This window comes from Psychrobacter raelei, from assembly GCF_022631235.3.
GTDB lineage: Bacteria > Pseudomonadota > Gammaproteobacteria > Pseudomonadales > Moraxellaceae > Psychrobacter > Psychrobacter raelei.
This window is the reverse complement of sequence record NZ_CP093310.2, coordinates 2854479-2880831: the sequence shown is the minus strand read 5'-3', so window position 1 is coordinate 2880831 and position 26353 is coordinate 2854479. Positions and strand designations below refer to the sequence as shown.

Here is a 26353-nt window from a genome sequence, read left to right as displayed (position 1 = left end):
TAATGCGTGTCATAAAATGATAAATAAAGCAGAGGGTACGAATTTGCTTTACAGCGTGCGAGTTTCAAATAAAGACTGATCAAATTCGACCACATCACCTTCTTTGATTAATATCTTCTCGATGACACAGTCAGTCTCCGCTTTGACTTCATGCATAATTTTCATCGCTTCAATCACACATAGGGTATCACCAGCTTTGATGCTATCACCAACGTGAACAAACACCTCAGCATTAGGCTCAGGGCGTAGGTAAAACGTGCCCATCATCGGCGCGATAACGGTTGTCTTGGTGGCCAAGTCAGCAGATTTTGCAGTGTCTTGATCACAAGAGGGCGTAGCAGTTGATGAGGCTGCGGGGATGTTTTGAGTCTGTGCTTGGGTATTTGCACCATGATGAGTGGTAGGGCTATGCGCTAACTCAGCGGTATTGGCTAAGCTTGCCGCCTGACAAACAACATGTATGCGCTGAGATCCATCCACCACTTCTAATGATTGAATATTTGAGCGTTCAGCGAGCGCAATTATTTTTTCTAAATGATCAAAATCTATATTCATTATGATTCCTTAAACGCAAAACACAGTTAGAAGTAAGGACACACAGGTTAGTCAATTAACAGCTGTCTAGTAAAAATCCTGCAAATAGCACAAAAACTACAACGCCAAACCCGTTGGGCAAAGACGGTCTAAAGCCACCTAAACAATCATTAAAGGTTAATATAATAAGCACATGGATTGAGTAGATTCGTTTAACTTGGGCTATAAATTATCATAGCTTATAAAAGACAAAATATAAAATCATCTAGACAAATTATCGAAAAAAAATTGTTTTTTTTTACATCCGAGGTTTTTGACCCTAATAAAAGTTTTTTTAATAGCGCCAAAAATAGAAATCAAAACAGACAAGCTTTTGCCAAATCTAAGCCCAAAACGGCGACTAACATAGCTTTTTGCTAAATTCTTCATTAAAATCCTAGCATTCATTTTTTATACTCATTAACATAGTCCTGATTAGACTGTCATTTCCTATTCATTACCCAACTATTGAGGCAATTATGAGCCAAGCGACATCAGAACAATCATCAAGTCCATCCAATGCTTTAAGTCTAGACGAGCAGCTGGCTATCATTAAGCGCGGCACTCATGAGATTTTTTCAGAAGAAGATTTGGTGGCCAAACTAAAGCTGGGCCGTCCCTTAAAAATTAAAGCCGGCTTTGACCCCACCGCCCCAGATTTACACTTAGGGCATACAGTACTAATCAATAAATTAAAGCATTTTCAAGATTTAGGCCATGAGATCTATTTTTTGATTGGGGACTATACTGCTAAAATTGGTGACCCTTCTGGTAAGAATACTACCCGTCCACCGCTTACTGATGAGCAGGTGATGGCCAATGCTAAGACTTATGCTGAACAGGTTTTTAAAATCTTAGATAAAGAGAAAACCAACGTAGTATTTAACTCACAGTGGTTCAATGACATGAGCGCCGGCGATATGATTCAGTTGGCAAGCCAGTTAACCGTATCGCGTATGCTTGAACGTGATGACTTTGCTAAGCGCTATGCCTCACAAACTCCGATTGCTATCCATGAATTCTTATATCCATTAGTACAAGGATATGACTCAATTGCGCTTGAAGCGGACGTTGAGATGGGGGGGACTGATCAGACCTTTAACCTATTAATGGGGCGCACCTTACAAGGCCGTTATGGCCATGAAGCGCAAGTGTGCATTACTGTGCCTATCTTAGAGGGGTTAGATGGCGTTAATAAAATGTCAAAATCACTTGGCAATTACGTCGGTATCGAAGACGCACCGGGTACCATGTACCAAAAAATCTTATCTATGCCAGACTCGCTTATCCATCGCTACTTTGAGTTTTTAAGCTTTAAGCCCATGAGCGAAGTGGACGCCTTAATGGCTGAGATGGCAGCCGGCCGTAATCCGCAAGAGATTAAGCGCATCCTAGCTGAAGAGCTCATCGAGCGTTTCCACGGTGCCGAAGCGGCAGCAAATGCCCACAAATCAGCCGGTAACGTCTTAGCCGATGGTGAGTTACCTGTTGATTTACCAGAGGTAACTCTAGAGCTAGAGGCTGGTCAAGAGGCGTTATTTATCACTCAAATCTTAAACCAAGCAGACTTGGCCAAAAACAGCGCTGCTGCCAAAGACATGCTAAAGCGCAATGCAGTGAAGGTAGATGGTGAGGAAGTAAACGCAGGCTTTAGCCTAACTTCTGGTCAATCGGTAGTGATTCAGGCCGGTAAAAAGGCTTTTGCTAAAGTGACCATTGCTTAATAAGCGGGCCGTCTCAAACCTCGTAAATGAGTCTGGGTATCAAGCACTTTGCAAGATGCTCAAGGCTCTTTAAACTCTAAATCATTATTGAGCAATAACCATTAATGGTAAACATAATGATGCCAAATGCGCCCATATTAACCAGTGCTAAAGTACGGCTTGAACCTTTAACTCAAAAGCATGCCACTGATTTGGCACACGCCTGCCAAGACGGAAAACTGTGGGAAACAGCCTATACTTTTGTGCCAGACCCTCAGTCGATACCTACTTATATCGCTACAGCAAATGATACCGAAGACAGAATTGCGTTTGCGGTCATAGATATGGCTACCAATCAAGCAATTGGCTCAACCAGTTTGTATCGAATCAGACCAGACGTTAAGCGGTTAAGCATTGGCTATACTTGGTATGCCAAGTCGTACTGGCGCACCCATGTGAATACAGAGTGTAAGTTGTTGATGTTAACCCATGCTTTTGAAGCGCTAGGCTATCAGACGGTGGGGTGGTGTACCGACATCATCAATACGCAATCTCAAAATGCCATTGAACGACTGGGTGCCAAAAAAGACGGTATCATTCGAGGCGATAGAATACGCCAAGACGGCACGATTACAGATTCGGTGTTTTATAGCATGACTGCTGATGAGTGGCCACAAGCCAAAACACAACTTGAAGAGAAACAAAAACGCTATGAGTGAACATCATAACAATCACGTGCCCCAAGGTATCTATCAGCATTACAAAGGCAATCTGTACCAAGTATTACACACCGCGCGCCATTCAGAAACCGAAGAGGCAGTTGTGGTCTATCGCTGTCTTTATGGCGAATATGGCGTGTGGGTAAGACCCCTAGCTATGTTTACTGAGACTGTGCAGCTCGAAGGGCAGACTGTACCGCGCTTTAAATTGATACAGGCTTTAGCCGATTAATTGTTTATTGCCAATGGCAAAGTCTCATTTAGTAGATGTCGTAGATGTGGCTTTAGGACGCTAATCTGCTGATGACGTAATGTCACCTTGTTAATTATCCTGATTTCATGGCCCAAGTCTTGTTGTCCCAATTAAATAAGGCAATCAGACTCAGGGGTGCCAGTACGCTAAACCAAATGCCATAAGTGATTGAAATACCTTGATGTACCATCGTGTAGCTTAAGGCTAGGATAACTAAGCTTGCCAGTACCGCAACCATATTGTGACTCGAATTACGGCACATGAGGGCTCGTAATGTAATTAAGGCCAATAAAAAGCTTGCTAACTGCAGCATAATCATCGCCATGGTATAGGACTGAGAGATGCCTTGAGCGGTTATTTCACTAGTTTCATCAATGATTTCGGTGACCAGCTTTAGGGTGCTGCCCAGACCGGTCAACGCCGCAAAGATAAAGAAATGACCATAACCAAAAAATACAAAGTCATGGCGGCGACGCTCTTCATCCAAGATGTCATCAAAGGGGATGCTAAAATATAGCCACCATACAGCAAATAATAGCGCCACCAAAGCTGAGCCTGAGATTATAATGGCAAAGGCGGAGTAGGCCGGACTGATTAAAAAATGCAAAATAGTCTGACTGACGCCCAATATGCCTTCCCCAAGCACAATAATGGTAAGTAACCCATAACGCTCTGCAATGTGACGGGGATGCCAATTATCAAATTGCTCTGAGCGGGCCCAGATGGGCATCAACAGCTCTGCTGTGATGAATAAAAATAAGGCAGGTTTTTTTATTGCAGCGGGCAAAAACAACCAGCTTATCCACATCAGTTGTAGCGTTATGAGACCAAAGATACTGCGGCCAGCTACCTTTTTGTGGCCTGGCACATGGCGATACACTCGCCACCATTGACTACAGCTGGCCAAGCGCATGATGGCGTAGCCTGCAACCCCAATCCAGATCAGCCCTTGCTCGAAGAATTGGTGGATATTGGCGGCAATCAGTAACGAGCCAAACATCTGCATCATGACCGATATCCGATACGGCAAGTCATCAGGGTCGTAGCCGGAACCAAACCAAGTAAAGCTAGACCAGGCATTCCATAGAATAAAAAATGCCACGGTAAAGGTAATAAACCCTGCATACTCATGTGCCAATAAATCTTTATACAGTCCCTGAGCTGCCGCAGAAATGGCAATCACGTACACCAAGTCAAATAAAAGCTCAAGCGGGGTTGAAGCGCGGTTAGGCTCATGGGTATCTCTTGCCGAAATAGGCCAAATATGGGGTAGGCTCATCTATTTTGATACTCCGGTCATCTGTAGAAAAACGATAATCTTGACTTATTGAAACACAAAAAGGCGCCACTGTTGAGTAGCGCCTTTTTTGGGCCTGTGCTTTGGATGAACTAGGTTGGGTCTACCCTAAAGCAGCCTTGACCAAAACGTGATGAAAGCCTGTGGTTATTAAGACTTTTTGTTGTCGTCTTTTAGACCCGCTTCGATCTGGATTTTTAGTTTAACGTCTTTCATCATACCGCCGTCAGTGTAAGTGTTAATACCCCACTGAGTTCTGTCGATAGTGGTTTCAAAGTCACCACCACAAGTTTTTGTTTCTAAGATTGGGTTATCGTAGCAGTTAAACTTAGTGGCTGTTAAAGTAACTGGGTGTGTTTGGTCAAGCATGGTTAGCTCGCCTTTGACTGATTTTACTTTATCGCCATCAAATTCCCATTTGGTAGATTTGAAGTAAGCAGTAGGGTATTTTTCTACGTTGAAGAAGTCAGCAGATTTTAAGTGCTTATCAAAAGGCTTAAAGTTGGTGCTTAAGTTGTTCATAGGAATGGTAATACCCACAAAGCCTTGTTTCTTCTCAGGAGAATAATCTACCACACCTGTTAGACCGTAGAAGCCGCCAGCGTTCGTGGTGGTACCAAAATGGTCTACAGAAAAGCGAGCATTGGCATGGGCAGGATCAATTTCATAAAGCGCAGCATTGGCAGCAACGCTTAAAGAACCTAGGCCAACTACAGTGGCAATAGTAAGCGTTTTTTGAATTAGATTCACAGTACATTCTCCTGTTATAAGTTTTATAAGGTGCGATTATAAAGTCATCAAATCCATCGTCAGTTAGATCGATAAGCAGTCGCATGAAAAGCTACACTAAGTGAGACATATCCTATTGAACAGACAGCCCTTGGTTAGGCATCCTAAATCTATAAGGGGTACTTATATATAGCGCTCACTAGTTTAACAAATATTTAGTAAATTTGGGATAGCTAAAACCACAAAACCAACAGTTTTGGTTGTAGTTTGGTTATAAGCTGACATTTGGTTAACGACTAGGGGCCACCTTGCGTCCCATTAAGGTATTGGCTACCCAAGCTGGACCGATTAATAAAAATTGTAAATCTTCAAAAAAAGAAGGTTTTTTACCTTCAAGCTTGTGACCGATAAATTGTCCAATCCATGCCACTACAAATACGGCGGCCCAAGCTTTAAAGCCAAGAGGAAGTAAAGCGATAGCGGCCATACTGATCAGCATAAATATGCCCATGGCGATAAATAAAGGGGTTGATAAGCGCAAATAGAACACCGCAACCAGCATGGCCGCCACAATGGTAAACCAAGCGGCCAGCGACATGCCCATGCCTAATATGCTGACAAAAATTGTCGGCACACACAGCCAGTGTATTTTTTTATTAATAGGGTTTTGGTGGCTAACGGCATAATCTGCCAGCCATTGATCTAAGCTACGCTTTTCAGAGCGTTTACGTGATGTCATTCTAATATCCTTATTAGTAATGAGGTAGAGAGTGATAGCGTGCACTATTGACGGCTTATAGTCATTCATTATTACAATAAGCCACCTTAAAGTAAACTGCTGTCTTGTTGTTTGGTTAAAACAGGATTTTATTAGTCAGGCGATATGTTGACTTTTTGGCGCTTAGACCCCATTTAAGAGGGTCATGACTGCTGCAAAGGGCGCTTGGATTTTGGCTAAGATTTCATCGCTTATTTGCCTCTCAATTATATTTAAAGGAAGTTAACGTATGATGCGTATTGGCCTGTTTTTATTGACCAACTTAGCAGTGCTGGTGGTATTTAGTATTGTGTTTGGGATTTTATCCAGTGTTTTTGGACTGGGTTCTGTCCATGGAGCAGGGGGGCTAAACATTGCCAGCCTAGCCGTAATGTGTGCGGTATATGGCATGATCGGTTCTATGATTTCACTGTTTTTATCCAAATGGATGGCAAAACGTTCTACGGGTACCGTGGTGATTGAACAGCCTCGTAATGCCAGTGAGCAATGGCTGGTTGAGACAGTGGCCAAACAAGCCAAAGCGGTAAATATTGATATGCCAGAGGTGGGTATCTTTGATAACGCTCAGCCCAATGCGTTTGCTACGGGCTGGAATAAAAATAAAGCGCTGGTAGCGGTGTCTTCAGGCTTACTGCATACCATGACCCCAGATGAAGTCGAGGCGGTATTGGCACACGAAATTGGCCACGTGGCCAATGGTGATATGGTCACTTTAGCCCTGATTCAAGGGGTGGTTAACGCCTTTGTGATGTTCTTTGCTCGTATTGTCGGCAGCTTTGTAGATAGAGTCGTCTTCAAGAACGAAGATGGCCCAGGTATTGGCTATTTTGTGACCAGTATTGTGATGGATATTTTATTGGGCTTTTTAGCATCAGCGATTGTGATGTGGTTCTCACGTCAGCGTGAGTTCCGTGCCGATGCTATGGGCGCTAAGCTTGCTGGCCGTGACAAGATGATCAGTGCGTTAAATGCGCTGCGTCCGGCCGAAGCACGTCCCGATCAGATGCCTGAAAACATGCAAGCTTTTGCCATCTCATCAGGTCAGACACAAGGCTTTAGTATTGCTAATTTCTTTCGCTCTCATCCCACCCTTGATGACCGTATTGAAGCGTTAAAAAAGTACACGCCAGGCCAGTCTTAAGTCATTAAATCACATAGACCCTATAACGTATCCTCATAAAAAATACCGCGATGAAGATCGCGGTATTTTTTTGTTTACACGATAGCTTTTAGCCCACTTTGTTTTGACTTGCACTACGTTTCCATTCATACAGACCAATAAAGGCATTAATCTGATACACCATGGTTTGGATAGCAAAGATATAGTTACCACTCATTAAATTGACAATGAGCCACACAAAGTTTACGGCAATCCAAATCCACCAGTTAAAAGAATAACGTAAGATCATAGTGGCCTGAGCGGTAATAGACAGCACAAAGGCAAAAACGTTAATCCAATAAAAATCAATGAGGCCTAAAAACTGACTGCCATCATCTTGTACCACAGCGTAGCCCTTTTGGGCTAAAAAGTCATTCACGATAGGGAACATGGCCAGACCAATGGCGATAAAGGCAAGGGTGACTAGCCACACCCATTTGGTCGCAGATTTGGGCACCATATTGCCGTCTGGATCGGTGTTTTTTGACCAATACACCAGACCATACACATGAGTAAAAAAGTTAAATAAAGGCGCCAGCATTAAGCCCACGGCACCTGAAGTACCTTGTACAACTACCTCACCGGCAGTGGCTGCCATGCCCAAGCCGTTGCCCATAACATTGCGGCGGAACGAGAGGGAGACCACACACACCAGACCGACCAAAGATACCCCCAGATAAAACCAATCTAAGCGGGTATGTTCTGTGGTGAGCCAAAAGCCGGTGCTCAAGGCGATTACCCCGAACACGAACCAAGCAACAATCCATTGCATTGCCCATTTACCGGTCAGATTATCTAGCAGTTCTATACGCATATCAGTCCTAATTATGTGATTGGTGAGATTGAGTTATCGTCATCTGGTAAGATTTTTTGAGTGTACGGGATGTTATGGCGCAATAAACAGGCCTACTTTCCAAAGATATGTTGATCGATATAAGCAATGGCCTGCTCATAGCGTGCAAAATAATCTGGACTATCAATACGATAAGTTTGGATATTATGACGCGCAAAAATATCAGTCAGTCTACTCTCAAAACGATCTCTGGCACTTGGGGTACCCAAAGAGCGCATGCCATCATCTATCCACGGGGTGTTATTGGCCAAAAACAAGGTATGATCGAAGCGAAACTCCTCAATACAGGCGGTGACGAACGGATGGGCACGTCCCTCATATTCCTCACAAAAAGCTTGAGTGGTGACAAAATCGGTATCAACAATGGTGACCGGTGACTGAGCTTGATATAAGGTCTCACGCACCGCTTGAGCGTGGTCTAACGCAATGGGTCCGTAGTCGCTGTATTGTAGACCCTCTTCAGTACCACCCAAATCTGTGCCCACATACAAACGGCCCATCTCAAGTACTAAGTCTGCGCCATAGTAGTTGGCAATCTTGTGTGACAATGTGGTCTTACCTGAGCTTTCACCGCCAACGATAGCGACAGTGCGGGTATAGTTGCCACGCGCTTCAGGATGAATAATATCCCAGTTGGCAATGGGGTTGTAATGAATGGCGGTACTGTCAAATTCAGGGTGTAGTGGGGTAGTGGCCACTTGGGTGTTTAGCGCAGAAGTCACTGACGGCTTAGACAGTGGATGGCCTTCAGTGACCAACAATACGGTGTCCTCATCCATATTGAATTTATCTTGGATGTAGTCAATCTTGGCATTATAGCCATCGATATTAATCGTAATGTCCTCGATGCTGTCGTGAACTGGGAACGAAAAATCATCACAGGTGTGAATTTTGATAAAAGGTAAGTCGCTACACGCCATCTGTAACCAGCGTGCCTTATCTTGCAAAGTAACCGGGAACTTTTGATTGGGATTGGGGTGGCGAGTAATCACAATGTGAAGCACCTCAACCATAGATGAGGCGTGCAAAATACTGCGAATATGACCTAAATGTAGCGGTTCAAAGTGACCAATCATAAGTCCTGACTTTTGCATATACTGCTCCTTAACAATGTTAGTTGGATAATATTTTTTTATTTAATGTAGCTTATCTTAATATTTTTTTGATAAAAATCTATGGGTTTTTAGTCACGTTCAAAAAAGCGTCTGTCATTTTTGTATGCGCTAAAAATCCTTAATAACCCTTTTTAAAACATTGCTTTACCTGTCGATAGCTGCTTTTATAGTTGGGCTAGGATTGTGCAATACTTTGTGGTTATAAAGTTACAAACTTCGCCTAAATTCTCAACAGCAATAGTTAAATCATACGCTATAATTAACTCAGTCAATCAAAGGGTGTAACTTGGGTTTTAATGCTTTTTATTAATCTGTTTGTACCTTGTCTATCATACCTTGAATCCCCATAATATTAAGTAGGATTTATTTTATTTGATATTTTAAGCAGTAGTTTAAGGTTTTAAGCCGTACTTTATAGGCGATGTGCTTAAACACTAATCTTAGATTGACGCTCTTGTCTTGATAGGGAGAATAACTATGGCAAAACTTAACAAGCTTCATCGTTCGCGTAATCATCGAATGATCGCTGGGGTAATGGGCGGTATTGCTGAATATTTTGGTTGGTCACCTAATCTGACCCGTATCTTATTCGTGTTTATTTCTACGGCAAGTGTGGCAGTACCCGGTATCTTAATCTATTTGATTCTTTGGTTAATTATGCCAAAGGCAACCGCAGACTCTTATGTCTCTTAATTGCCTTATTTAAGACAAGCTATTTATTTTATTTTGCGATTAAAAATACCAACAACAATAACGTCAATATAGATAACTATAATTAAAACACTTAAGTGGTCGTATCTAGGCCACGACAGCACCACTTTCCTCCTGCCTAGATGGGTTACCATCTAGGTATTTTTTTTGTCTATATTTGCATCAATTGGGCTCTGAATATAGATAAAATAGCGATTTTTTAGTAAGGTGAGCGTACCAAAGGTAACCCCTCAAAAAAAAGAGGCTAAGCTCACATTTTTTTGCTGTCTATTAACCCTTATTTTAATCAAAACATGGCGACATTATGACTTTTCAAGAACTCATTTTAACTTTGCAAACCTATTGGGCCAACAAAGGCTGCGTGGTATTACAGCCTTATGATATGGAAGTTGGGGCGGGCACGTTTCACACAGCGACTTTTTTGCGCTCATTAGGCCCTGAAGTTTGGAACGCCGCGTATGTACAGCCGTCACGCCGTCCGACCGATGGTCGTTATGGTAACAACCCCAACCGTTTGCAGCATTATTATCAATTCCAAGTTGTGATGAAGCCCAACCCACCCAATATTCAAGAGCTGTATTTAGGCTCACTAGAAGCAATCGGTATCGATACCTTAACCCATGATGTGCGCTTTGTAGAAGACAACTGGGAATCGCCAACGCTAGGTGCTTGGGGTCTGGGCTGGGAGGTGTGGTTAAATGGTATGGAGGTGACTCAGTTTACCTACTTCCAACAAGTGGGCGGCCTTGAGTGCTTCCCAGTAACCGGTGAAATCACTTATGGCCTTGAGCGACTGGCCATGTATATCCAAGGCGTAGACAGTGTGTATGACCTTGTTTGGACCGATGGTGAGTTTGGTAAAGTGACTTATGGTGATGTGTTCCATCAAAACGAAGTAGAGCAGTCGACCTATAACTTTGAGCACGCCGATGTGCCTAAGATGTTTGAGCTATTTGATTTTTATGAGCAGCAAGCAGATAAGCTGGTAGAAGCCGACTTGCCGCTGCCTGCCTATGAGATGGTGTTAAAAGCGTCACATACCTTTAACTTGCTTGATGCGCGTGGGGCGATTTCGGTTACTGAGCGTCAACGCTTTATTTTAAGAGTACGTACGCTGGCTCGCAAAGTGGCACAAGGCTATGTACAGGCTCGCGCAAAACTTGGCTTTCCCTTGGCTGCTGAAGAGCACAAGGCTAAAGCGTTAGAGAAGTATTTGCCCAAAGACAACAGCCCAGAGCCTGATCAAGCGGCAAAGTAAGTCCGTATTGTGATTCGCCAGTAACCTTATACCTTGTTAAAAAAATCAGAGACCCTCATGAGTACAATTTTATTTGAATTAGGTAGTGAAGAGCTACCACCAAAAAGCCTAAAGCCATTACGTGATTCGTTAAAAGCTAGTGTTGAGAGCCAACTACAAGAGGCTAATATCAGCTATGACAGCCTAAAGGCCTATGCTGCGCCGCGCCGTCTAGCCATCGAAATTGAAGGCATTAGTGAAAAGCAGCCGGACCGCACTGAACAAAAACGTGGACCTGCAGTAAAAGCCGCCTATGATGCTGAGGGTAAGCCTACCCGTGCTGCAGAAGGCTTCGCTAAAGGCCTAGGTATTGATGCCAGTGAGCTTATCACTATCGAAACGGACAAAGGCGATTACATTGGCTATGAGCTAACCATTCAAGGTCAAGCCACCACTGAGCTGCTGCCCAATATTTTTCAAACCGCTTTAGACAATCTGCCCATTGCCAAACGTATGCGCTCAGGCGCCAGCCGCGAAGAGTTTGTGCGTCCTGTAAAATGGTTGGTGTTGATGCAAGATGATCAAGTGATTGACGCCACTGTGCAAGGTCTTGACGCCGGTAATCAGACATTAGGTCACCGTTATCACTCTCCAAATCCTATCACTATTGCGCATGCTAGCGACTATCTTAGCGTGCTTGAGAGTGCTAAAGTTATTGCCGACTTTGACCGTCGTCAGCAGCTTATCAGTGAGCGCGTTACTGCCTTGGCCGATGAAGTAAATGCCCGTGCCATCGTACCGCAAGACTTGCTCGATGAGGTGACCTCATTGGTAGATTTACCCGTGGCACTTCGCGCCAGCTTTGAGGAGCGCTTCTTACAAGTGCCACAAGAGGCGCTGATTAGCACCATGCAGGCAGACCAAAAGTATTTTTGTTTAACCGACAGTGAAGGCAAGCTGCAACCGTATTTTATCTTTATCAGTAACATCGAATCCAAAGACCCAAGCCAAGTGGTCAGCGGTAACGAAAAAGTAGTACGCCCACGCCTTGCTGATGCTGAGTTTTTCTTCTTACAAGATCAAAAACAGCCACTGATCGAGATGGCCGAGAGCCTAAAAAATCGCGTCTTCCAAGACAAATTAGGCACGATTTGGGAAAAATCTGAGCGTATTGCCAAGCTTGCTGCCTTCATTGCAGCGACTTTTAGACAGCAAAATATTGCCGGCTACGCAGACATCGACGTGGCACAAGCCACACGCGCGGCCATGTTGTCCAAAGCCGACTTAACCAGCACGCTGGTTGGTGAGTTTCCAGAGCTACAAGGGGTGGCGGGTACTTATTATGCACGTCTAAATGGTGAGCCTGAGGCGATTGCGGCGGCCATTGAGGAGCAGTATTTGCCAAAGTTTAGTGGTGACAAACTGCCACAAACCGCTGTGGGTATTTGCTTAGCACTGGCCGATCGCATTGATACATTAGTGGGTATCTTTGGTATTGACCAAGCCCCTACAGGCTCAAAAGATCCATTTAGCTTACGCCGCTCAGCCATTGGGGTACTGCGTATTTTAATCGAAAAACAGCTGCCCATTAATTTGGTCAGCTTAATTGAGCAGGCCATTTTAAATTACCAAGATAAACTGCCTAAAGCGGGCGAGACCTTAGCTCAGGTTATCGACTTTATTAACTCACGCTACCGTGCTATGTATACCGAGCAAGGTGTGAGTGTAGATACCATTCAGGCAGTGCTCGCGATTAACCCACACATGCCGCTTGATTTTGACCAACGTATCCATGCAGTGAATGAGTTCCGCAGCTTGCCACAAGCAGCGACGTTGGCTGAAATTAATAAGCGCGTGGCCAATATCTTAGCCAAATCTGAAGGTCAAGTGGGTGAGGCAGTTGATGAGTCGCTACTGACTGAGGATGCAGAAAAAGCCTTGTATCAGGCGTTAAGTACGGCCAAAACTGAAGTGGCGCCGTTACAAGCAGAAACTCAGTACACTCAGATCTTACAATCTCTTGCCACATTAGAGGTGCCCTTGACCGGCTTCTTTGATAATGTGATGGTCAACAGCGAAGATGAGGCACTTAAAGTCAATCGTTTGACCTTGCTTAAGCAAGTACGCGAGCTGTTTTTGACGGTGGCCGATGTGGGTGAATTACAGATTTAATGTGTTATCTTGATAAGGGCTAATTTAAGGGCATGACGTTTTTGCGTTATGCTCTTTTTTTAGAGCTTAAACAACGTCAAAGACGGCTGTAATATTGTAAGTAAAAGTTACAAGTTAACATTACTCATTTTTGAAATCTTATCGCATAATAGGGTGGCTTAAACTGCTTTGAAATTCTCTATTACGTTACTTGGGTATGCGCTGTCATGATTGAAAACTGGACAAGAGAGCTGGTCACACAGCGTGTGCTGACTGCTACTTTATTGGTCATTTTGTTTATTCTTTGCTTTAGGGTGGTGCAGTTCTTTATTGTACCGGCTTTATGGGCCGCTATTTTGGCCTATGTGACCTTTCCTATTTATAATTTCTTCCATAAAAAAGTCAAACTTAGCCCCAATATTAGCGCCGGTATTATGACCGTGAGCATCTCGCTTATGCTAGGGGTGCCTATTGTGTTAGGTCTTTTTGTGCTACAACAAGAGGCCGTTAACCTATATAGTAACTTGTTGTACCGCATCAAGGTTGGCTATGTTGATGTGCCACAAGAGATCAAAAACCTACCGGTCATTGGTCAGCAGATCAAAGATATTTTGTGGGAGATTAATAAAGACCCTGAAGCCTCTTTGAGTGCTTTTAGAGCTTGGTTGCAGTCGCATTTGTATTATGGCAAGGTGGCGCTCGATGTGGCCTTTAGTACCATGGCCAAATTGGGTATGGCGCTTATGACCATCTTCTTCTTTTACCGAGATGGCATCAGCCTGATTAAACAAATTCGCCAAGCGCTACGTAATATTATTGGCAACCGTATCGACGATTATCTAGATTCAGTAGGCTCCACCACTCAGGCCGTGGTGTATGGCATTGGTCTGACCGCTTTGGCGCAGGCTTTATTGGCAGGCGTCGGTTATTATTTTGCTGGTGCACCCAGTCCTATCTTGTTGACTTTAATGACGTTTGTGGTGGCATTAGTGCCCTTTGGAACCCCTTTTGCTTGGATGGGTGTGTCCATCTGGCTATTAACCCAAGGCCATACGCCAGAGGCCATAGGCTTGGCATTATGGGGGATGCTGGTAATCAGCTGGGTTGATAATTTAATTCGCCCGATTGTTATCTCTGGTGCCACCAAAATTCCGTTTATTATTATCTTTATTGGGGTGCTCGGTGGCCTAACTGCCTTTGGTTTTGTGGGCTTATTTATTGGACCTGTGGTATTGGCCATTGCGCTGGCAGTATGGCGTGAATGGATTAATCAGCACCGCAATGTTATCTTTGCGCCCTGTTATGCGCAGCTTGATGAGCATCAATGGAAGCCGGCCGATAGACCCATGGCGTTAGAGATATCGCCCAATGTGGTGACTTTTAGCAAGTATCCTTTTGCCGATGCACCAAAAGAGGAGCCGGATACCTCAGATGACAAGCAGCCTCATAATGACTAGGCTAAAGGACTGACGGCACAGCTGCCAAGAGCAGAACACAGATCACAGATCACTCATTGACCTAAGAGACAGATAACCACAGTTTTAACCTAATGGTCTGTATCACCCCGCTTTTTACTTAAATAAGGACTGACTTTTTTATGCTCACCATTATTGCCGATAGTAACATTGCTCATCTGCACGATTATTTTAATGAGCAGACTCTAAATCATCCTATTCAGGTGATTAGCATGGCTGGACGTGACATTACCGCTGATGCGCTACAACAGTATCAGCCGGATGTACTGCTTATTCGTTCGGTGACGCAGATTGATGCCAAGCTGCTCGATACCAACCAAAGCGTTAAGTTTATTGGCTCAGCCACCATTGGTACCGACCACGTCAATGAAGGCTATGTGAGCCTCAGAGGTATGCGTTTTGCCAATGCCGCAGGCTGTAGCAAGCATTCTGTAGCGCAGTATGTGATGAGCGCTATTTTGCAATTGCGCCCTGAATACTGGGCAAGTAATACCAGTCAGTCGGACAAGCCTGTCAAACTAGGCATTATTGGCTTGGGTAATATTGGCAGTACGCTGGCGCGTTATGCGCTAGATTTGGGCTGGGAAGTACTCGGTTATGACCCGTTTCAATCTGCATCTGTGATTAATAACGCAAGCGTTGATAAAGTGTTAGCACAGAGTGATGTGATTAGCCTACACGTACCCTTGACCCTGACAGGGCATAGCGAGCTGCCCACCTATCATATGATTGATGCAGACGCTTTGGCTAAAATGCCCAGCACCACAATGCTCATTAATACCTCACGCGGTGCAGTGGTTAGTGAAGCGGACTTATTGGCTGATTTAAATCAAAATCCTGAGCGTCAAGTGGTGCTTGATGTGTTTGAAAATGAGCCAACCGTTTCTGCTGAGCTGCTAGATAAGCTAACCATTGCCACGCCGCATATTGCGGGTTATACCCTTGAGGGTAAGCTGCGAGGTACACAAATGATATTTGATGCTTTTGTACGCTCTTATGGTGAGAAGGGTGCGGATATTTTGAGTATTAAACAGACAGATTTAATGGCTGATTTATTGCCCGCCAATCCTTATCACTGGTCGCAGTTAAAACAGTTGCCTGAAAAACTGCCGCAGTTTTATGACATCAAGGCGGATGACAGACAGCTCAGAGACAGTGTGAATGAACAGGCTGGGGCGGTGCTAGGAACTGACTTTGATGCGCTTAGAAAAAACTACACTTTGCGCCGTGAGTGGTTATTCGATTAAGCATCCATTTTATGACAAAATACCAAATAATATAAGAGCAAGAGAGTTATGATGAGTGATGAGCGTTTAACGTCACCTGTGCTATTTGCGCCAAGTATGAGCCTAGAGATGGCTTTTAAACGTGCCCAGCTAATGGCCACTTTGCGTCATTTTTTCGCGGAGCGTCAGGTGTTAGAGGTGCAGACACCGTTGATGTCGCAGGCGGGCAATACGGATGTGTTTGTGCCGTCTATTTCGACCAATATCACTGTTGCCGATAAACCAAAAACTTATTATTTACATACATCGCCTGAGTTTGCGATGAAGCGTATGCTGGCGACGTGGAAAGTGGCTATGTATCAGATCTGCTCTGTGTTTCGCGACAACGAGGTGGGTCGTCGCCACAACAGTGAATTTACCATGCTTGAGTGGTATCGGCCGGGTTTTAACTTAGAGGCGTTGGCCGCTGAGCTGTCTGACTTACTGGCTGTGGTATATGGGCAGCCACAACCTTTAGCCCACTATAGCTATAGCCAAGCATTTATTGATTATGTGGGTATTCATCCCTTGAGTGCTAACCTTGAGTTGATTATCAATGCTGCCAATGAGCAGGGGCTGGGTGGGCTTGACTTAGGTGAAGACCGTCAAGGCTGGCTTGATGTATTATTTAGCCATCTTGTAGAGCCTAATTTGGGCCATGATATGCCAACGATTATTACCGACTATCCGCCTGCTACTGCGGCTTTAGCTAAGCTGGAGATAGATGAGCAGGGTAATGAGGTGGCCAAGCGCTTTGAGCTGTATATCAAGGGTATAGAGATTGCCAATGCTTATGATGAGTTGGCAGATGGGGCTGCGCTGCAAGCTCGGTTTGAAGCGGACAATGCAGAACGGATCCGCCGCGGATTACCGGTGATGCCCATTGATGAGCGTCTGGTAGCCGCGTGCGATGAGCTGCCAGCCTGTAGCGGCATTGCGCTGGGCGTCGATCGTCTGTTAATGGTGGTAACGGGCGCTGCAAGTATTGATGAGGTTATTGGGTTTGGTATTGGGCAGGCGTAGGGAATTTAGTCATAAGCGCACACGGCCGCTTGCATCAATGACTCAAATAGTCATAAAAGACGCACCGTTAATTTAGGCAGAAACACGAAGCTTAACGCACCAACTTATTGAGCCCATCAGCAAATTGCTTTTTATCTTTATCCGAATACGGTTTTTGACCGCCCATTTGGGTTAAATCCAGCATGCCCGTTGAGCGCATGGTATCCATAAAATCACGGGCATTTAGCTTCTGCTTAATGTTGTTTTTGTCATAAATAATGCCATGTGGGGTTAGTACCTGACCCCCATTATTTAGCACATCATTGGCCAAAGGGATATCGCTGGTGATCACCAAATCACCAGGTGACACATGATCGGCAATATAGTCATCTGCCACATCAAAGCCTGACCCCACCACCTTCATGCTAATAAGCGGAGACTTGCGCACTTTAATCGGCTGATTGGCGACAAATATTGCCGGAGTATTGGTGCGAATAACCGTCTTGGTAATCAGATCTTTCACCACCAAGGGGCAAGCATCGGCGTCAATCCAGATGGTCATGCCCGCTTGTGGTTTGGCAAGATTGGTAGCTTGAGTATCTAAGCTCAAGACTCGAGCCCCATCTTATTAGGCAAGGCACGTACCAAAGCAGCCAAGGCCTGCTCAAGGGCAGCCACGTCATTTGGCATCAAGGTTACGTGGGCAATCTTGCGATCGTCACGCTCCTCTTTGTGATAGGTGTGATAATGAGCGCCATCGATTTTTAGTACCTCCTCAATATTGGGATATTGGCCCAAGACATTAATCATCATTGACGGATAAACATTATCGGTATCACCCAGTGGTAGACCGACCACAGCACGAATGTGGTTCTCGAATTGACTGGTCACCGCCCCCTCAATGCTCCAATGTCCTGAGTTGTGTACCCGAGGCGCGATCTCATTGGCCAAAATGGTATCTTTACCCGCAGCATCTTTGCTGACGAACAGCTCAAGTGCCATAGTACCGACATAATCTAAGTGGCTCATTAAGGTTTCAATGGCAGACTTAGCAGCAGGCAATAAGTGGCTGGTACCCACGGCAGGTGCTTGCGACTTGGCCAATATGCCATTGTGGTGGTGGTTTTCTACCAAGTCATAGGTGCGCATGCTGCCATCTTGAGCACGGGTGGCGATGATAGAAACTTCGCGGCTAAAGTTGATAAAGCCTTCTGCGATAAGCGGGGCTGGAGTGGGGGTCAAGTTGCCTTTACCGGTCACAGCCTCCCCCAAAGCCTGCCAGGCCTCATTGATATCTGCTTCTGTTTTTAGTACAAATTGACCCTTACCATCATAACCGCCGCGGCTGGTCTTTAATACCAACGGTAGCCCCAGCTCTTGGGCAGCCGCTTTCAACTCTTGCTCTGAGCTGACGCTCTTAAATGGCACGGTCTGGATACCCAGCTCATTAAATAAAGATTTTTCGCTTAAGCGGTCCTGCGCCACCTCTAAGGCTTGTGGTGGTGGATACATCCCTTGTTTGGTGCCCTCATCTGACAGCTGCTTGAGCCAAGCCACCGTTTTGGCAGGCGTGTTTTCAAACTCTAAGGTAAACACATCAGCTGCAGCAACGAAGTCGTCTAATTGCTCACTGGTAAAGACTTGGCCGTACAGTGAGGCGGGGCAATGGGGCGCGTCTTCTAAAAATACGCAGCGGTAGCCCAAAGGTAGTGCGGCTTCTGCCAGCATCATACCGAGTTGACCGCCACCTAGAATACCAATGGTGCGGATGGTTTGGTTGGCAGGATAAGCGTTGGCTGTGGTCATGTTTGGCTCTTAAATTAGTGAAAAGTAGGAGAAGTCAAAACCGTAAAAATAACAATAAATAATAAGATGATTTGGACAACAAGGGTATCGCACAAAAATAAAAAACAAAAAGGTGCTCACAGCACCCCTTTGTTCACCATCTGGTTCGTCTATTACTACTCAAGTATAGCAAACTTAGCTGTTTATGATGCCAGGGGTCGGGCTCGCCAATACCGTTTCAGTCTGATTTTGACGAAACTCAACCAGCTGTTTGGCCAGTGCGTCATCTTGTAAAGCCAGAATCTGAATCGCCAGTAAACCTGCGTTATAAGCACCTGCTGTGCCAATGGCTAAGGTGCCTACAGCAATACCTTTTGGCATCTGTACAATTGATAACAAGCTGTCCCAGCCGCTTAGGGTTGAGGATTTCACTGGTACGCCAAGTACCGGCAGCTCAGTTTGGCTGGCACACATACCGGGCAGATGCGCGGCGCCGCCTGCGCCGGCGATGATCACCTGTAGACCTTTGTCTTTAGCAGATTTAGCATAATCAAATAGCTTGTCTGGAGTGCGATGGGCTGAGACAACCTCACATTCAAAAGGCACACCGAAGTCGGCCAATAATTGAACACCCAAACTCATGGTGGCCCAATCAGATTGCGAGCCCATAATAATGCCCACTTTTGGGGTGCCTGCAGGAGATTGAATCGGTCCAAGAGGAGCGTCAGCTTGCGGGTGGTTGGTGGCATTTGCCATGGTTTGAGTTTCCTTGCAAAAAACATTCATCATACAAAATTTTTGCGCTAATAAAAAGCACCTTTTTCAAAACCCAATTAACGCTTATTTAAAGCCATCTGTATGCACTCTATTCAGGGGTTATGGCAGATGGCTTATATTGTATAAAGTTATCAGAACAAAGGGGCAGAGGCTGCTGAGTATCGAAGCGATAGGCCGTCATATGGCCTTGTCCTGCGACCGAATAATCGGTACACACCACTTGAGGACTTAGCGGCTCAGGCTCACCATTTAGCCAGTAATGACCGACAAATATGGGCTTGTCTGTCAGCAGCTCAAAGCTCAAATCTTCTACTCGGGCCTGCTGCGGAATTTGTGCCAAATCTGAGCGTGCGGCTCGGGCGATATCAACGATGCGCTCTCCTTGTAGCGGCTGCTGCCACCATTTGACTCGCATACGGTGACGCACTGCGCCATCTTTATCAGTAAAACTTGTCCCCTCTGGTAAAGCAACTTCTACGCCTTTGAGCACTCGCTCTAGAGCGTCATACTCTGGTGAGTGCTTCTGACTGCTGCGCTGCAAGGCCTCAAATGTTAAGCGATTATCCTCAGTTAAATAGGGCTTTAACACCGCCATACTATCGACATCCCAGCAGGCGTGTACGAAACAAGCATGTTCAGTCTCTATCCACAGCGGTAACTCATAAAAGCGAGTTAACCAATAATTGTGCGCTTCAGAGCCAAACGGTATCTCATCTAAAAAAGCTTGGTGTTGATGAGTATGCGTTTGATTATGCGAGCGCAAATACTTAAGTTTGCCGTGAGTAGGCTCGGCCATGTCATCGACAGTGGCATAAGCAAGCGCATTGTATTCATGATTACCCATCAAAGCATCAGCAACGCCGGCATCAAGCATAGCAAACACGAGTTGTAAGGTTTCAATCTCGTGGGGGCCACGGTCGATCAAATCACCAATAAATATCGCTCTGTGGTTTGGTGGCGGCTGATAGTACGAGATATTCAAAGTTTCATGCTGGGTCATCTTATAACCAAGCTTATCAAGCAATCCTTTGAGCTTATCGGCATGACCGTGAATGTCTCCAATAACATCATAAATCATAGGCAGACTCCAACTGGTTAAAAGTAAAGGGGGAGAGGTGGCGGGTAGTTCATTTGCCAAAATTGTACTTATTATTGAGGCTGTGTTAGCTAACTTCTGGCTTGATAATAGCATTGAACCGGGTAGGCTCGTCAAAAACAGCCCAGTCAAAAACAAAAAAACACCTCAAATGAAGGTGTTTTTTTATTAAGCTTATGATCCCATCAAGGGTAAGTATCTAACTCATTAATCAATCATTGTTAATTGAGCTATTAAGTTCTACGTGAAATAAAGCCAATGATGAATAAGATAACCGCTACGACTAAGAAGATATAAGCGAAGTTCTGGCTTAAGCCTGCCACACCGCCAAAACCTAATAAACTTGCCAATAAAGCGATTACCGCAAATATGATAGCCCATCTAAACATAAGACACTCCTTGTAAATTGTAATTGTATATATAACTTGTTAGAGTTAAATTTAAGTTTTTTGATTTGCTGCATTTTTTCGATGCTTTTAATTAACTCTAAAGCATGATTTATAATAGCTTAGAAAAAAAACCATAGCGTAAGTTATTGTTATACATTGAGTGTGCTATTGTTATGTTGTAGCAAAGAAATATATACCTGCGCTTATTTACAGTATTGAGCTACCTCCACATAAACCAACACAACACACTGAAACTAAGAGGGCATTATGGATGAGTCAAAGTGGTTTTCGATAGACTTAACACAAGTGCTAGGTATTGCGCTGTCTGCGGTGGGGATTTATTTTGGTCTGATGCTGTTTACGCGGCTTATGGGGCTACGCAGCTTTGCTAAGATATCTAGCCATGACTTTGCGATGACCGTGGGCGTAGGTAGTATTTTGGCGTCCACCGTTTTGTCGAAGTCACCCTCTTTAATGCAAGGCTTAGTCGCGATGGCAATGCTGTTTGTTTTGCAAGCCTTGGTCTCTATGCTGCGCCGTAATGTTAAACCACTAAAAGATTTGATTGATAATGAGCCATTGGTACTGATGGCCCACGGGGAATACCACTGGGATAATATTAAAAGTGCCAATTTGGCCAAAAGCGATATTCAAGAAGTGCTGCGCAAAAATGGACTAAAATCTAAGTCAGAAGTATTTGCAGTGGTGATGGAAACCACCGGTGATATGAGCGTGATCAAACAAAATGATGTCGCCCCAGATCCAGACTTATTCGATGATATCAGAGACTTTGAGGTGCTTTTTACACCCTCGGGGTCTCATAACTAAGGTGTTAGTGATAATAGGTAGTTTAGTCACTGACAATGCCCTAATAATCTTTAAATATTATCCAAAACTCTACATATTATCCAAATAACAACCGGCATGTTTACGCGACTTGTTATGGTTACTTTTTTAATGGCCCTTTAAAAACGATCTTTACTCATGAACTACTCTTTAAAGTCTCGCCTGATCGCCCCTCTATTTGAGCCCTATGCTCGCTATTTGCATGCTGATTTATTGCACTCCATTAGATTGGGTGTGGCGGTGGTTTCCTCATTAATATTCAGTAAGGTCACACAACTCCCACATTCAGAGTGGGCCACCATCACTGTGTTCGTCATCTTAGGGTTACTGCAATATCAAGGTGCGATTTATACCAAAGCCAAAGAACGTATCCTCGGTACGTTGTTAGGTATTGTTGTGGGTTTAGGCCTGCTGTGGATTAATCACCACGTACAAGGGTATCTTGGCATCGCTTGGCTGTATTATGTGTTGGTCGGGCTCATTAGTGGGATTATCGGTTATTACTCTATCAAGCAGCTAGGCTACATTGGCCTTTTAACGGGGATCACCATGTGTATGGTTATCTCAAGCCATAACAGCATTGGTCCTGATGGGATTGCTCGAGCGTTTAACGTATTAATTGGTACCCTATTTGCGGTGGTGGCCACGTTAATTTTGCCGTTAAAGTCGACGTTAATGTGGCGCTTTTTATTGGCCAATAACCTAGAAGCCTGCGCGAATATGTATGATGGGGTAGAGGCGTATATCTCAGATCCAAGCTTAGATCAGCGTTTTGCAGAAGCGGATATCGAAGAAGATGAGATGGCCGATAAGGAGCTGAATAAACATCATCCCAGCTCTGCTGAAGTGGCCAATATAGATACCCAACATGTGCAGTTAGACTTGGGAGCCACGACAGTGACAGCCATTGATGGTGTTACCAATACTGCCTCGACCACTTACGTTAATAAAGACATGGTAGAGCAGTTTAAAGAGATTAATAAGCGGCTATTGCGAGTCAGAGCCCATATTGCGGCAACGGCCAAGGAGTCTGGCATAGATATCCAAGATTTGGATATGATTCAGCGTACCCATCGCAATATTATTGGTACCATTGACCTGCTATTGAGTGCCGCGCCTAAGCTTGCTCACAGTCCTATTGATGAGGAAAATCGGATTTTAGTTGATCATTATCACCGAGAATTAACCCAAGCTATGCGTCATATAGCCGCGGTATTAAGAAGCCCCAGTGATGAGGTGTTTCGGCCCATTACCCGCATTCAGGTTTCAGATTATCCGAGTGTGCAGACCCTACCTTTTGAATGGCAGGGCTATTTTTGGTTAACCCAAACCTTGCAAGGTCAATTGCAAAGCTTGAGTGATTTACTACAACATACTCAAGCCCAGTGGTATAAAGGATCGGGCCTACGCTATCAGCGCCAAGAGCAGCGCCGTATACATGCCCATGGGGGTGAGAGTGATTTGGATGTGTAGGGGGCAGTTGTTTACATGGCCTTTTTAGGTGTGATGGTTGGGTATGATCAAGGGCATAAGGACTATAAGCGATGATGGGTTATTTTGAGGACAAACAGCGGCGTATAAATGAGTTTGTGGCACGGGCCAATGTGGTATTGGGCAATGACCCGCTGTGTTATACCGGTAACTTTATTAGTGGTCAGATACAGCGCCCTGATCTGTTATTCGTTAGCATTAATCCAGGCCACAGTAACCGAGAAGACTGGGGCGATATTGAGGCGCGCCGAGCCCAAGCTGTGGTTCAAGATTTTAAGGCGGTGCCTTGTAAGTATATAGCTGATGCGGCCCGAGGTAGCCGTTATGCCCAGCGTATTATTGATGTGATTTGCTTAGGTGAAAGTGGGCGTTTAAATCACTGTGCTGAGACCAGCTTTGTGTCGTACTTTGCAGCGCCTAAAGAGTCCGTGTTACAAGCCCAACTGGCCGAGCTGCCAGAGGAGATGCAGAGAGAGCATCACGCATTAACTCAGCTTGATATCGACCGCATTGAGCCAAAGCACATCATTTGTATGGGCTGGCGTGCCTTTGATAGATTTTTGGCGCAGTATGGTGACGGTCAAGAAATCACCATTAAGCAATTACCGCTAATGGGTAAAATGGAATCTTACTACGCTTATACCGAGGTGGCGGGGATTCCGGTACATGGTTTGCGTCATTTATGTACTAAGCTTACGCTTGAAATGCGGGCTCAGCTTGAACAGACATTCTTACAGGTCTGGAATCAGATAGAATCCTCTCCAGATTAGTCCTGCCGATAACCGATAAAACCCCTCATTACTTAAGTAGTGAGGGGTTTTTTTATTTAACCTACTAAATGGGGCTGTTTTCTGACGAATCTTGTCCTTAAGCCCTTAATTATCAAGAGTCTTGATTGCAAACTATTTTTTTTGTGAACTCAAAGTATTTGTTTCTATTTCGTAAATGTGTTTCAATCCCCGCCTAAAAATTAATTCCCAAGTAAGCAGAAGTCACATTATGTAAATTTAACAGTCACTTATATTTAGTTAGGAGTAACAAACTATGCAAGGAAGTGGTTCACCAAACTCTCATTACGATTCGAGTGCTGACAGCTCGCGCATGCAGCGATTCTTAAAAGGGGTAGAGTGGCTAGGTAATTTGTTGCCTCACCCTGTTATTTTATTTGTTTGGATGTCGGTATTGCTATTGGCGCTTTCCGCTATCCTGTCTTACTTTGGCGTATCTGTTATTGATCCAAGACCAGAAGGCACAGCCGGTCGTACTGAGGACGGTATGATCTATGTTGTCAACTTAGTTAATGGCGATGGGCTGGCACGTATTGTCGAAAACTTAGTGACCAACTTCACTGGATTTGTGCCACTAGGTACGGTACTGGTTGCCCTACTGGGTGTAGGTATTGCTGAATATTCAGGTATGATTTCAGCGGCCATGCGTGGTCTTGTGATGAATGCCCCGAAGAAGATGGTGACGTTTACCATCGTGTTCGCCGGTATTATGTCTAACACTGCATCCGAGCTTGGTTATGTGGTACTAATCCCGCTGGCTGCCATGATTTTCCACTCATTAGGTCGTCATCCACTAGCAGGTTTGGCAGCAGCCTTTGCTGGTGTATCAGGCGGCTATAGTGCCAACTTATTGCTAGGTACAGTTGACCCGCTACTATCCGGTATTACCCAAGAAGCGGCTCGTATCATTGACCCGACTTATACCGTTGGTGCAGAAGCAAACTGGTACTTCATGATTGCCAGTACATTCTTAATCAGTGCGATTGGTTATTTCGTTACCGAAAAAATTGTTGAGCCAAGCTTAGGTAAATATAATCCAGATGATGCCGGTGATGCCTCCTTTTTAGAGAGCGACATTGAACAAGTAAGTGCTGTTGAGAAAAAAGGTCTTATCTGGGCCGGTATCAGCATGTTGGTGTTCTGCTTGCTGTTAGCTTGGACGATCGTACCTGCTGATGGTATTTTGCGTCATCCAGAGACAGGTCTTGTTGCCGGATCGCCTTTTCTAAACGGCATTGTGGTCTTCATTTTTGTGTTCTTCGCGATACCAGGTTACATCTACGGTAAAATCACTGGCAGCATCAAGAACAACCAAGATGTGGTTGATGCCATGAGCAATGCAATGAGCTCACTGAGCATCTATATCGTTTTGGTATTCTTCGCGGCTCAGTTTACCGCCTTCTTTAAGTGGTCAAACCTAGGTTCAGTAATGGCGGTATCTGGTGCTACTTTACTAAATGATATTGGTCTAACCGGTCCCCTGTTATTGGTCGGCTTCATTCTGATTTGCGGTTTGGTTAACTTAATGCTAGGTTCAGCATCAGCACAGTGGGCGGTGACTGCACCTATCTTCGTACCAATGTTAATGTTAACCGGCTATGCGCCTGAGATGATTCAAGCGGCATACCGTATTGGTGACTCAAGTACAAACATTATTACCCCAATGATGAGCTACTTTGGTCTGATCCTAGCGGTTGCGATGCGCTATAAAAAGAACACTGGTGTGGGTACACTGATGGCGATGATGTTGCCCTATTCAATGATGTTCTTGATTGGCTGGACGGCTCTATTCTGCGTTTGGGTATTCGTACTTGGTTTACCTGTTGGTCCTGGCGCAGAAACTTATTATCCTGCACGCTAAGCGCCAATAGCAAAAAAGTCGAGATTTTTTAAAAGACCCTCATGGATCCATGAAGGTCTTTTTTTATGTTTAATATTATTTGATATATGTTTTGTGCCAAATGTGAGTCAGAAGTGAGCTTATGTAAAATGAGTAAAAGCAGCTATTGTTTACTTGATAGCTAGAGATGACTGTAGATACGCAAATGAAGGGTTGATTATGAAAAAAAAGTCCTTACATTAACACTAAACATTGTTTAATTTTGGTTTAGTATAATTTACTAATTATAGACCATAAGTCTTTACTATATTTTTTTTCTAC

25 protein-coding genes are annotated in these 26353 nt (G+C 44.5%); 14 read left to right on the top strand and 11 right to left on the bottom strand.

Going from position 1 to position 26353, the window contains the following annotated elements; all coding sequences use genetic code 11:
- Positions 1-48: 48 nt before the first annotated feature.
- Positions 49-555, bottom strand: a complete 507-nt coding sequence (gene accB / locus MN210_RS12110; protein ID WP_241878692.1) for an acetyl-CoA carboxylase biotin carboxyl carrier protein — start codon at positions 553-555, stop codon at positions 49-51.
- Between the two features lie 497 nt (positions 556-1052).
- Between accB and tyrS the strand changes: the two genes are divergently transcribed.
- From tyrS to MN210_RS12095, 3 genes are all read left to right on the top strand, one after another.
- A complete protein-coding gene (gene tyrS / locus MN210_RS12105; protein ID WP_011961433.1) occupies positions 1053-2297 on the top strand; it encodes a tyrosine--tRNA ligase in 1245 nt (414 codons plus the stop codon).
- A 116-nt stretch (positions 2298-2413) separates the two neighbouring features.
- Complete coding sequence (locus tag MN210_RS12100; RefSeq protein ID WP_338412274.1) at positions 2414-2995, top strand: GNAT family N-acetyltransferase; 582 nt, start codon at positions 2414-2416, stop codon at positions 2993-2995.
- Complete coding sequence (locus tag MN210_RS12095) at positions 2988-3227, top strand: DUF1653 domain-containing protein (RefSeq protein ID WP_110817126.1); 240 nt, start codon at positions 2988-2990, stop codon at positions 3225-3227. Before MN210_RS12100 ends, MN210_RS12095 begins: the two co-directional genes overlap by 8 nt.
- A gap of 94 nt (positions 3228-3321) precedes the next feature.
- Here MN210_RS12095 and MN210_RS12090 read toward each other — a convergent pair whose 3' ends face one another.
- From MN210_RS12090 to MN210_RS12080, 3 genes are all read right to left on the bottom strand, one after another.
- Positions 3322-4527 carry a low temperature requirement protein A gene (locus MN210_RS12090; protein ID WP_011961430.1) on the bottom strand — a complete coding sequence of 402 codons (1206 nt, stop codon included), beginning with the start codon at positions 4525-4527 and terminating at the stop codon, positions 3322-3324.
- 168 nt (positions 4528-4695) lie between these two features.
- Positions 4696-5295 (bottom strand): YceI family protein, encoded by a 600-nt coding sequence (locus MN210_RS12085; protein ID WP_011961429.1) that lies wholly within the window; start codon positions 5293-5295, stop codon positions 4696-4698.
- A gap of 268 nt (positions 5296-5563) precedes the next feature.
- Entirely contained in the window at positions 5564-6013 is a 450-nt protein-coding gene (locus MN210_RS12080; RefSeq protein ID WP_011961428.1) for an Mpo1 family 2-hydroxy fatty acid dioxygenase, read from the bottom strand.
- Positions 6014-6281: 268 nt separating this feature from the next.
- Here MN210_RS12080 and htpX point away from each other — a divergent pair, with 268 nt between their 5' ends.
- Positions 6282-7193 (top strand): protease HtpX, encoded by a 912-nt coding sequence (htpX, locus tag MN210_RS12075; RefSeq protein WP_011961427.1) that lies wholly within the window; start codon positions 6282-6284, stop codon positions 7191-7193.
- An 88-nt stretch (positions 7194-7281) separates the two neighbouring features.
- Here the strand turns inward: htpX and pnuC are convergent, their stop codons facing one another.
- The gene (gene pnuC / locus MN210_RS12070) at positions 7282-8025 is read right to left on the bottom strand and encodes a nicotinamide riboside transporter PnuC (RefSeq protein ID WP_338412273.1); all 744 of its coding nucleotides are present in this window, start codon (positions 8023-8025) and stop codon (positions 7282-7284) included.
- 92 nt (positions 8026-8117) lie between these two features.
- A complete protein-coding gene (gene nadR / locus MN210_RS12065; RefSeq protein WP_255017098.1) occupies positions 8118-9176 on the bottom strand; it encodes a multifunctional transcriptional regulator/nicotinamide-nucleotide adenylyltransferase/ribosylnicotinamide kinase NadR in 1059 nt (352 codons plus the stop codon).
- A 480-nt stretch (positions 9177-9656) separates the two neighbouring features.
- Between nadR and MN210_RS12060 the strand changes: the two genes are divergently transcribed.
- The 6 genes from MN210_RS12060 (at position 9657) to epmA (ending at position 17041) form a co-directional block, all read left to right on the top strand.
- Positions 9657-9872 carry a PspC domain-containing protein gene (locus MN210_RS12060; RefSeq protein ID WP_011961424.1) on the top strand — a complete coding sequence of 72 codons (216 nt, stop codon included), beginning with the start codon at positions 9657-9659 and terminating at the stop codon, positions 9870-9872.
- Between the two features lie 322 nt (positions 9873-10194).
- A complete protein-coding gene (glyQ, locus tag MN210_RS12055) occupies positions 10195-11148 on the top strand; it encodes a glycine--tRNA ligase subunit alpha (RefSeq protein ID WP_011961423.1) in 954 nt (317 codons plus the stop codon).
- 57 nt (positions 11149-11205) lie between these two features.
- On the top strand, positions 11206-13299 hold the full coding sequence (gene glyS, locus MN210_RS12050; protein ID WP_338412272.1) for a glycine--tRNA ligase subunit beta: 2094 nt from the start codon (positions 11206-11208) through the stop codon (positions 13297-13299).
- Positions 13300-13505: 206 nt separating this feature from the next.
- Entirely contained in the window at positions 13506-14735 is a 1230-nt protein-coding gene (locus MN210_RS12045; protein WP_011961421.1) for an AI-2E family transporter, read from the top strand.
- A gap of 140 nt (positions 14736-14875) precedes the next feature.
- Positions 14876-16000 (top strand): 4-phosphoerythronate dehydrogenase, encoded by a 1125-nt coding sequence (locus tag MN210_RS12040; RefSeq protein WP_338412271.1) that lies wholly within the window; start codon positions 14876-14878, stop codon positions 15998-16000.
- Between the two features lie 48 nt (positions 16001-16048).
- Positions 16049-17041 (top strand): EF-P lysine aminoacylase EpmA, encoded by a 993-nt coding sequence (gene epmA, locus MN210_RS12035; RefSeq protein WP_110817120.1) that lies wholly within the window; start codon positions 16049-16051, stop codon positions 17039-17041.
- 91 nt (positions 17042-17132) lie between these two features.
- On the opposite strand, the gene MN210_RS12030 is transcribed toward epmA, so the two are convergent.
- The 5 genes from MN210_RS12030 to MN210_RS12010 all read right to left on the bottom strand — a co-directional run bounded on the left by MN210_RS12030 (position 17133) and on the right by MN210_RS12010 (position 21067).
- Positions 17133-17582 carry a YaiI/YqxD family protein gene (locus MN210_RS12030; RefSeq protein ID WP_041773844.1) on the bottom strand — a complete coding sequence of 150 codons (450 nt, stop codon included), beginning with the start codon at positions 17580-17582 and terminating at the stop codon, positions 17133-17135.
- 44 nt (positions 17583-17626) lie between these two features.
- A complete protein-coding gene (locus MN210_RS12025; protein ID WP_338412270.1) occupies positions 17627-18826 on the bottom strand; it encodes a 5-(carboxyamino)imidazole ribonucleotide synthase in 1200 nt (399 codons plus the stop codon).
- Positions 18827-19000: 174 nt separating this feature from the next.
- Complete coding sequence (purE, locus tag MN210_RS12020) at positions 19001-19561, bottom strand: 5-(carboxyamino)imidazole ribonucleotide mutase (protein WP_011961416.1); 561 nt, start codon at positions 19559-19561, stop codon at positions 19001-19003.
- Between the two features lie 109 nt (positions 19562-19670).
- Positions 19671-20660 (bottom strand): metallophosphoesterase, encoded by a 990-nt coding sequence (locus MN210_RS12015; protein WP_338412269.1) that lies wholly within the window; start codon positions 20658-20660, stop codon positions 19671-19673.
- A gap of 251 nt (positions 20661-20911) precedes the next feature.
- Positions 20912-21067: a DUF1328 domain-containing protein gene (locus MN210_RS12010; protein ID WP_011961414.1), complete on the bottom strand. Its 156-nt coding sequence runs from the start codon at positions 21065-21067 to the stop codon at positions 20912-20914.
- 267 nt (positions 21068-21334) lie between these two features.
- On the opposite strand from MN210_RS12010, the gene MN210_RS12005 reads away from it, so the two are divergent.
- From MN210_RS12005 to MN210_RS11990, 4 genes are all read left to right on the top strand, one after another.
- Entirely contained in the window at positions 21335-21895 is a 561-nt protein-coding gene (locus tag MN210_RS12005; protein ID WP_241878686.1) for a DUF421 domain-containing protein, read from the top strand.
- A gap of 156 nt (positions 21896-22051) precedes the next feature.
- Positions 22052-23386 (top strand): FUSC family protein, encoded by a 1335-nt coding sequence (locus tag MN210_RS12000; RefSeq protein WP_241878685.1) that lies wholly within the window; start codon positions 22052-22054, stop codon positions 23384-23386.
- A gap of 71 nt (positions 23387-23457) precedes the next feature.
- The gene (locus tag MN210_RS11995; RefSeq protein WP_241878684.1) at positions 23458-24174 is read left to right on the top strand and encodes a hypothetical protein; all 717 of its coding nucleotides are present in this window, start codon (positions 23458-23460) and stop codon (positions 24172-24174) included.
- 274 nt (positions 24175-24448) lie between these two features.
- Positions 24449-26053 (top strand): AbgT family transporter, encoded by a 1605-nt coding sequence (locus tag MN210_RS11990; protein WP_011961410.1) that lies wholly within the window; start codon positions 24449-24451, stop codon positions 26051-26053.
- Positions 26054-26353 lie beyond the last annotated feature (300 nt).

What these genes read in the sequence shown, in the direction of transcription:
- accB (WP_241878692.1), bottom strand. Translation starts at nt 555, where the DNA reads ATGAATATAGATTTTGATCATTTAGAAAAAATAATTGCGCTCGCTGAA.
- tyrS (WP_011961433.1), top strand. Translation starts at nt 1,053, where the DNA reads ATGAGCCAAGCGACATCAGAACAATCATCAAGTCCATCCAATGCTTTA.
- MN210_RS12100 (WP_338412274.1), top strand. Translation starts at nt 2,414, where the DNA reads ATGATGCCAAATGCGCCCATATTAACCAGTGCTAAAGTACGGCTTGAA.
- MN210_RS12095 (WP_110817126.1), top strand. Translation starts at nt 2,988, where the DNA reads ATGAGTGAACATCATAACAATCACGTGCCCCAAGGTATCTATCAGCAT.
- MN210_RS12090 (WP_011961430.1), bottom strand. Translation starts at nt 4,527, where the DNA reads ATGAGCCTACCCCATATTTGGCCTATTTCGGCAAGAGATACCCATGAG.
- MN210_RS12080 (WP_011961428.1), bottom strand. Translation starts at nt 6,013, where the DNA reads ATGACATCACGTAAACGCTCTGAAAAGCGTAGCTTAGATCAATGGCTG.
- htpX (WP_011961427.1), top strand. Translation starts at nt 6,282, where the DNA reads ATGATGCGTATTGGCCTGTTTTTATTGACCAACTTAGCAGTGCTGGTG.
- pnuC (WP_338412273.1), bottom strand. Translation starts at nt 8,025, where the DNA reads ATGCGTATAGAACTGCTAGATAATCTGACCGGTAAATGGGCAATGCAA.
- MN210_RS12060 (WP_011961424.1), top strand. Translation starts at nt 9,657, where the DNA reads ATGGCAAAACTTAACAAGCTTCATCGTTCGCGTAATCATCGAATGATC.
- glyQ (WP_011961423.1), top strand. Translation starts at nt 10,195, where the DNA reads ATGACTTTTCAAGAACTCATTTTAACTTTGCAAACCTATTGGGCCAAC.
- glyS (WP_338412272.1), top strand. Translation starts at nt 11,206, where the DNA reads ATGAGTACAATTTTATTTGAATTAGGTAGTGAAGAGCTACCACCAAAA.
- MN210_RS12045 (WP_011961421.1), top strand. Translation starts at nt 13,506, where the DNA reads ATGATTGAAAACTGGACAAGAGAGCTGGTCACACAGCGTGTGCTGACT.
- MN210_RS12040 (WP_338412271.1), top strand. Translation starts at nt 14,876, where the DNA reads ATGCTCACCATTATTGCCGATAGTAACATTGCTCATCTGCACGATTAT.
- epmA (WP_110817120.1), top strand. Translation starts at nt 16,049, where the DNA reads ATGATGAGTGATGAGCGTTTAACGTCACCTGTGCTATTTGCGCCAAGT.
- MN210_RS12030 (WP_041773844.1), bottom strand. Translation starts at nt 17,582, where the DNA reads ATGACCATCTGGATTGACGCCGATGCTTGCCCCTTGGTGGTGAAAGAT.
- MN210_RS12025 (WP_338412270.1), bottom strand. Translation starts at nt 18,826, where the DNA reads ATGACCACAGCCAACGCTTATCCTGCCAACCAAACCATCCGCACCATT.
- purE (WP_011961416.1), bottom strand. Translation starts at nt 19,561, where the DNA reads ATGGCAAATGCCACCAACCACCCGCAAGCTGACGCTCCTCTTGGACCG.
- MN210_RS12015 (WP_338412269.1), bottom strand. Translation starts at nt 20,660, where the DNA reads ATGATTTATGATGTTATTGGAGACATTCACGGTCATGCCGATAAGCTC.
- MN210_RS12010 (WP_011961414.1), bottom strand. Translation starts at nt 21,067, where the DNA reads ATGTTTAGATGGGCTATCATATTTGCGGTAATCGCTTTATTGGCAAGT.
- MN210_RS12005 (WP_241878686.1), top strand. Translation starts at nt 21,335, where the DNA reads ATGGATGAGTCAAAGTGGTTTTCGATAGACTTAACACAAGTGCTAGGT.
- MN210_RS12000 (WP_241878685.1), top strand. Translation starts at nt 22,052, where the DNA reads ATGAACTACTCTTTAAAGTCTCGCCTGATCGCCCCTCTATTTGAGCCC.
- MN210_RS11995 (WP_241878684.1), top strand. Translation starts at nt 23,458, where the DNA reads ATGATGGGTTATTTTGAGGACAAACAGCGGCGTATAAATGAGTTTGTG.
- MN210_RS11990 (WP_011961410.1), top strand. Translation starts at nt 24,449, where the DNA reads ATGCAAGGAAGTGGTTCACCAAACTCTCATTACGATTCGAGTGCTGAC.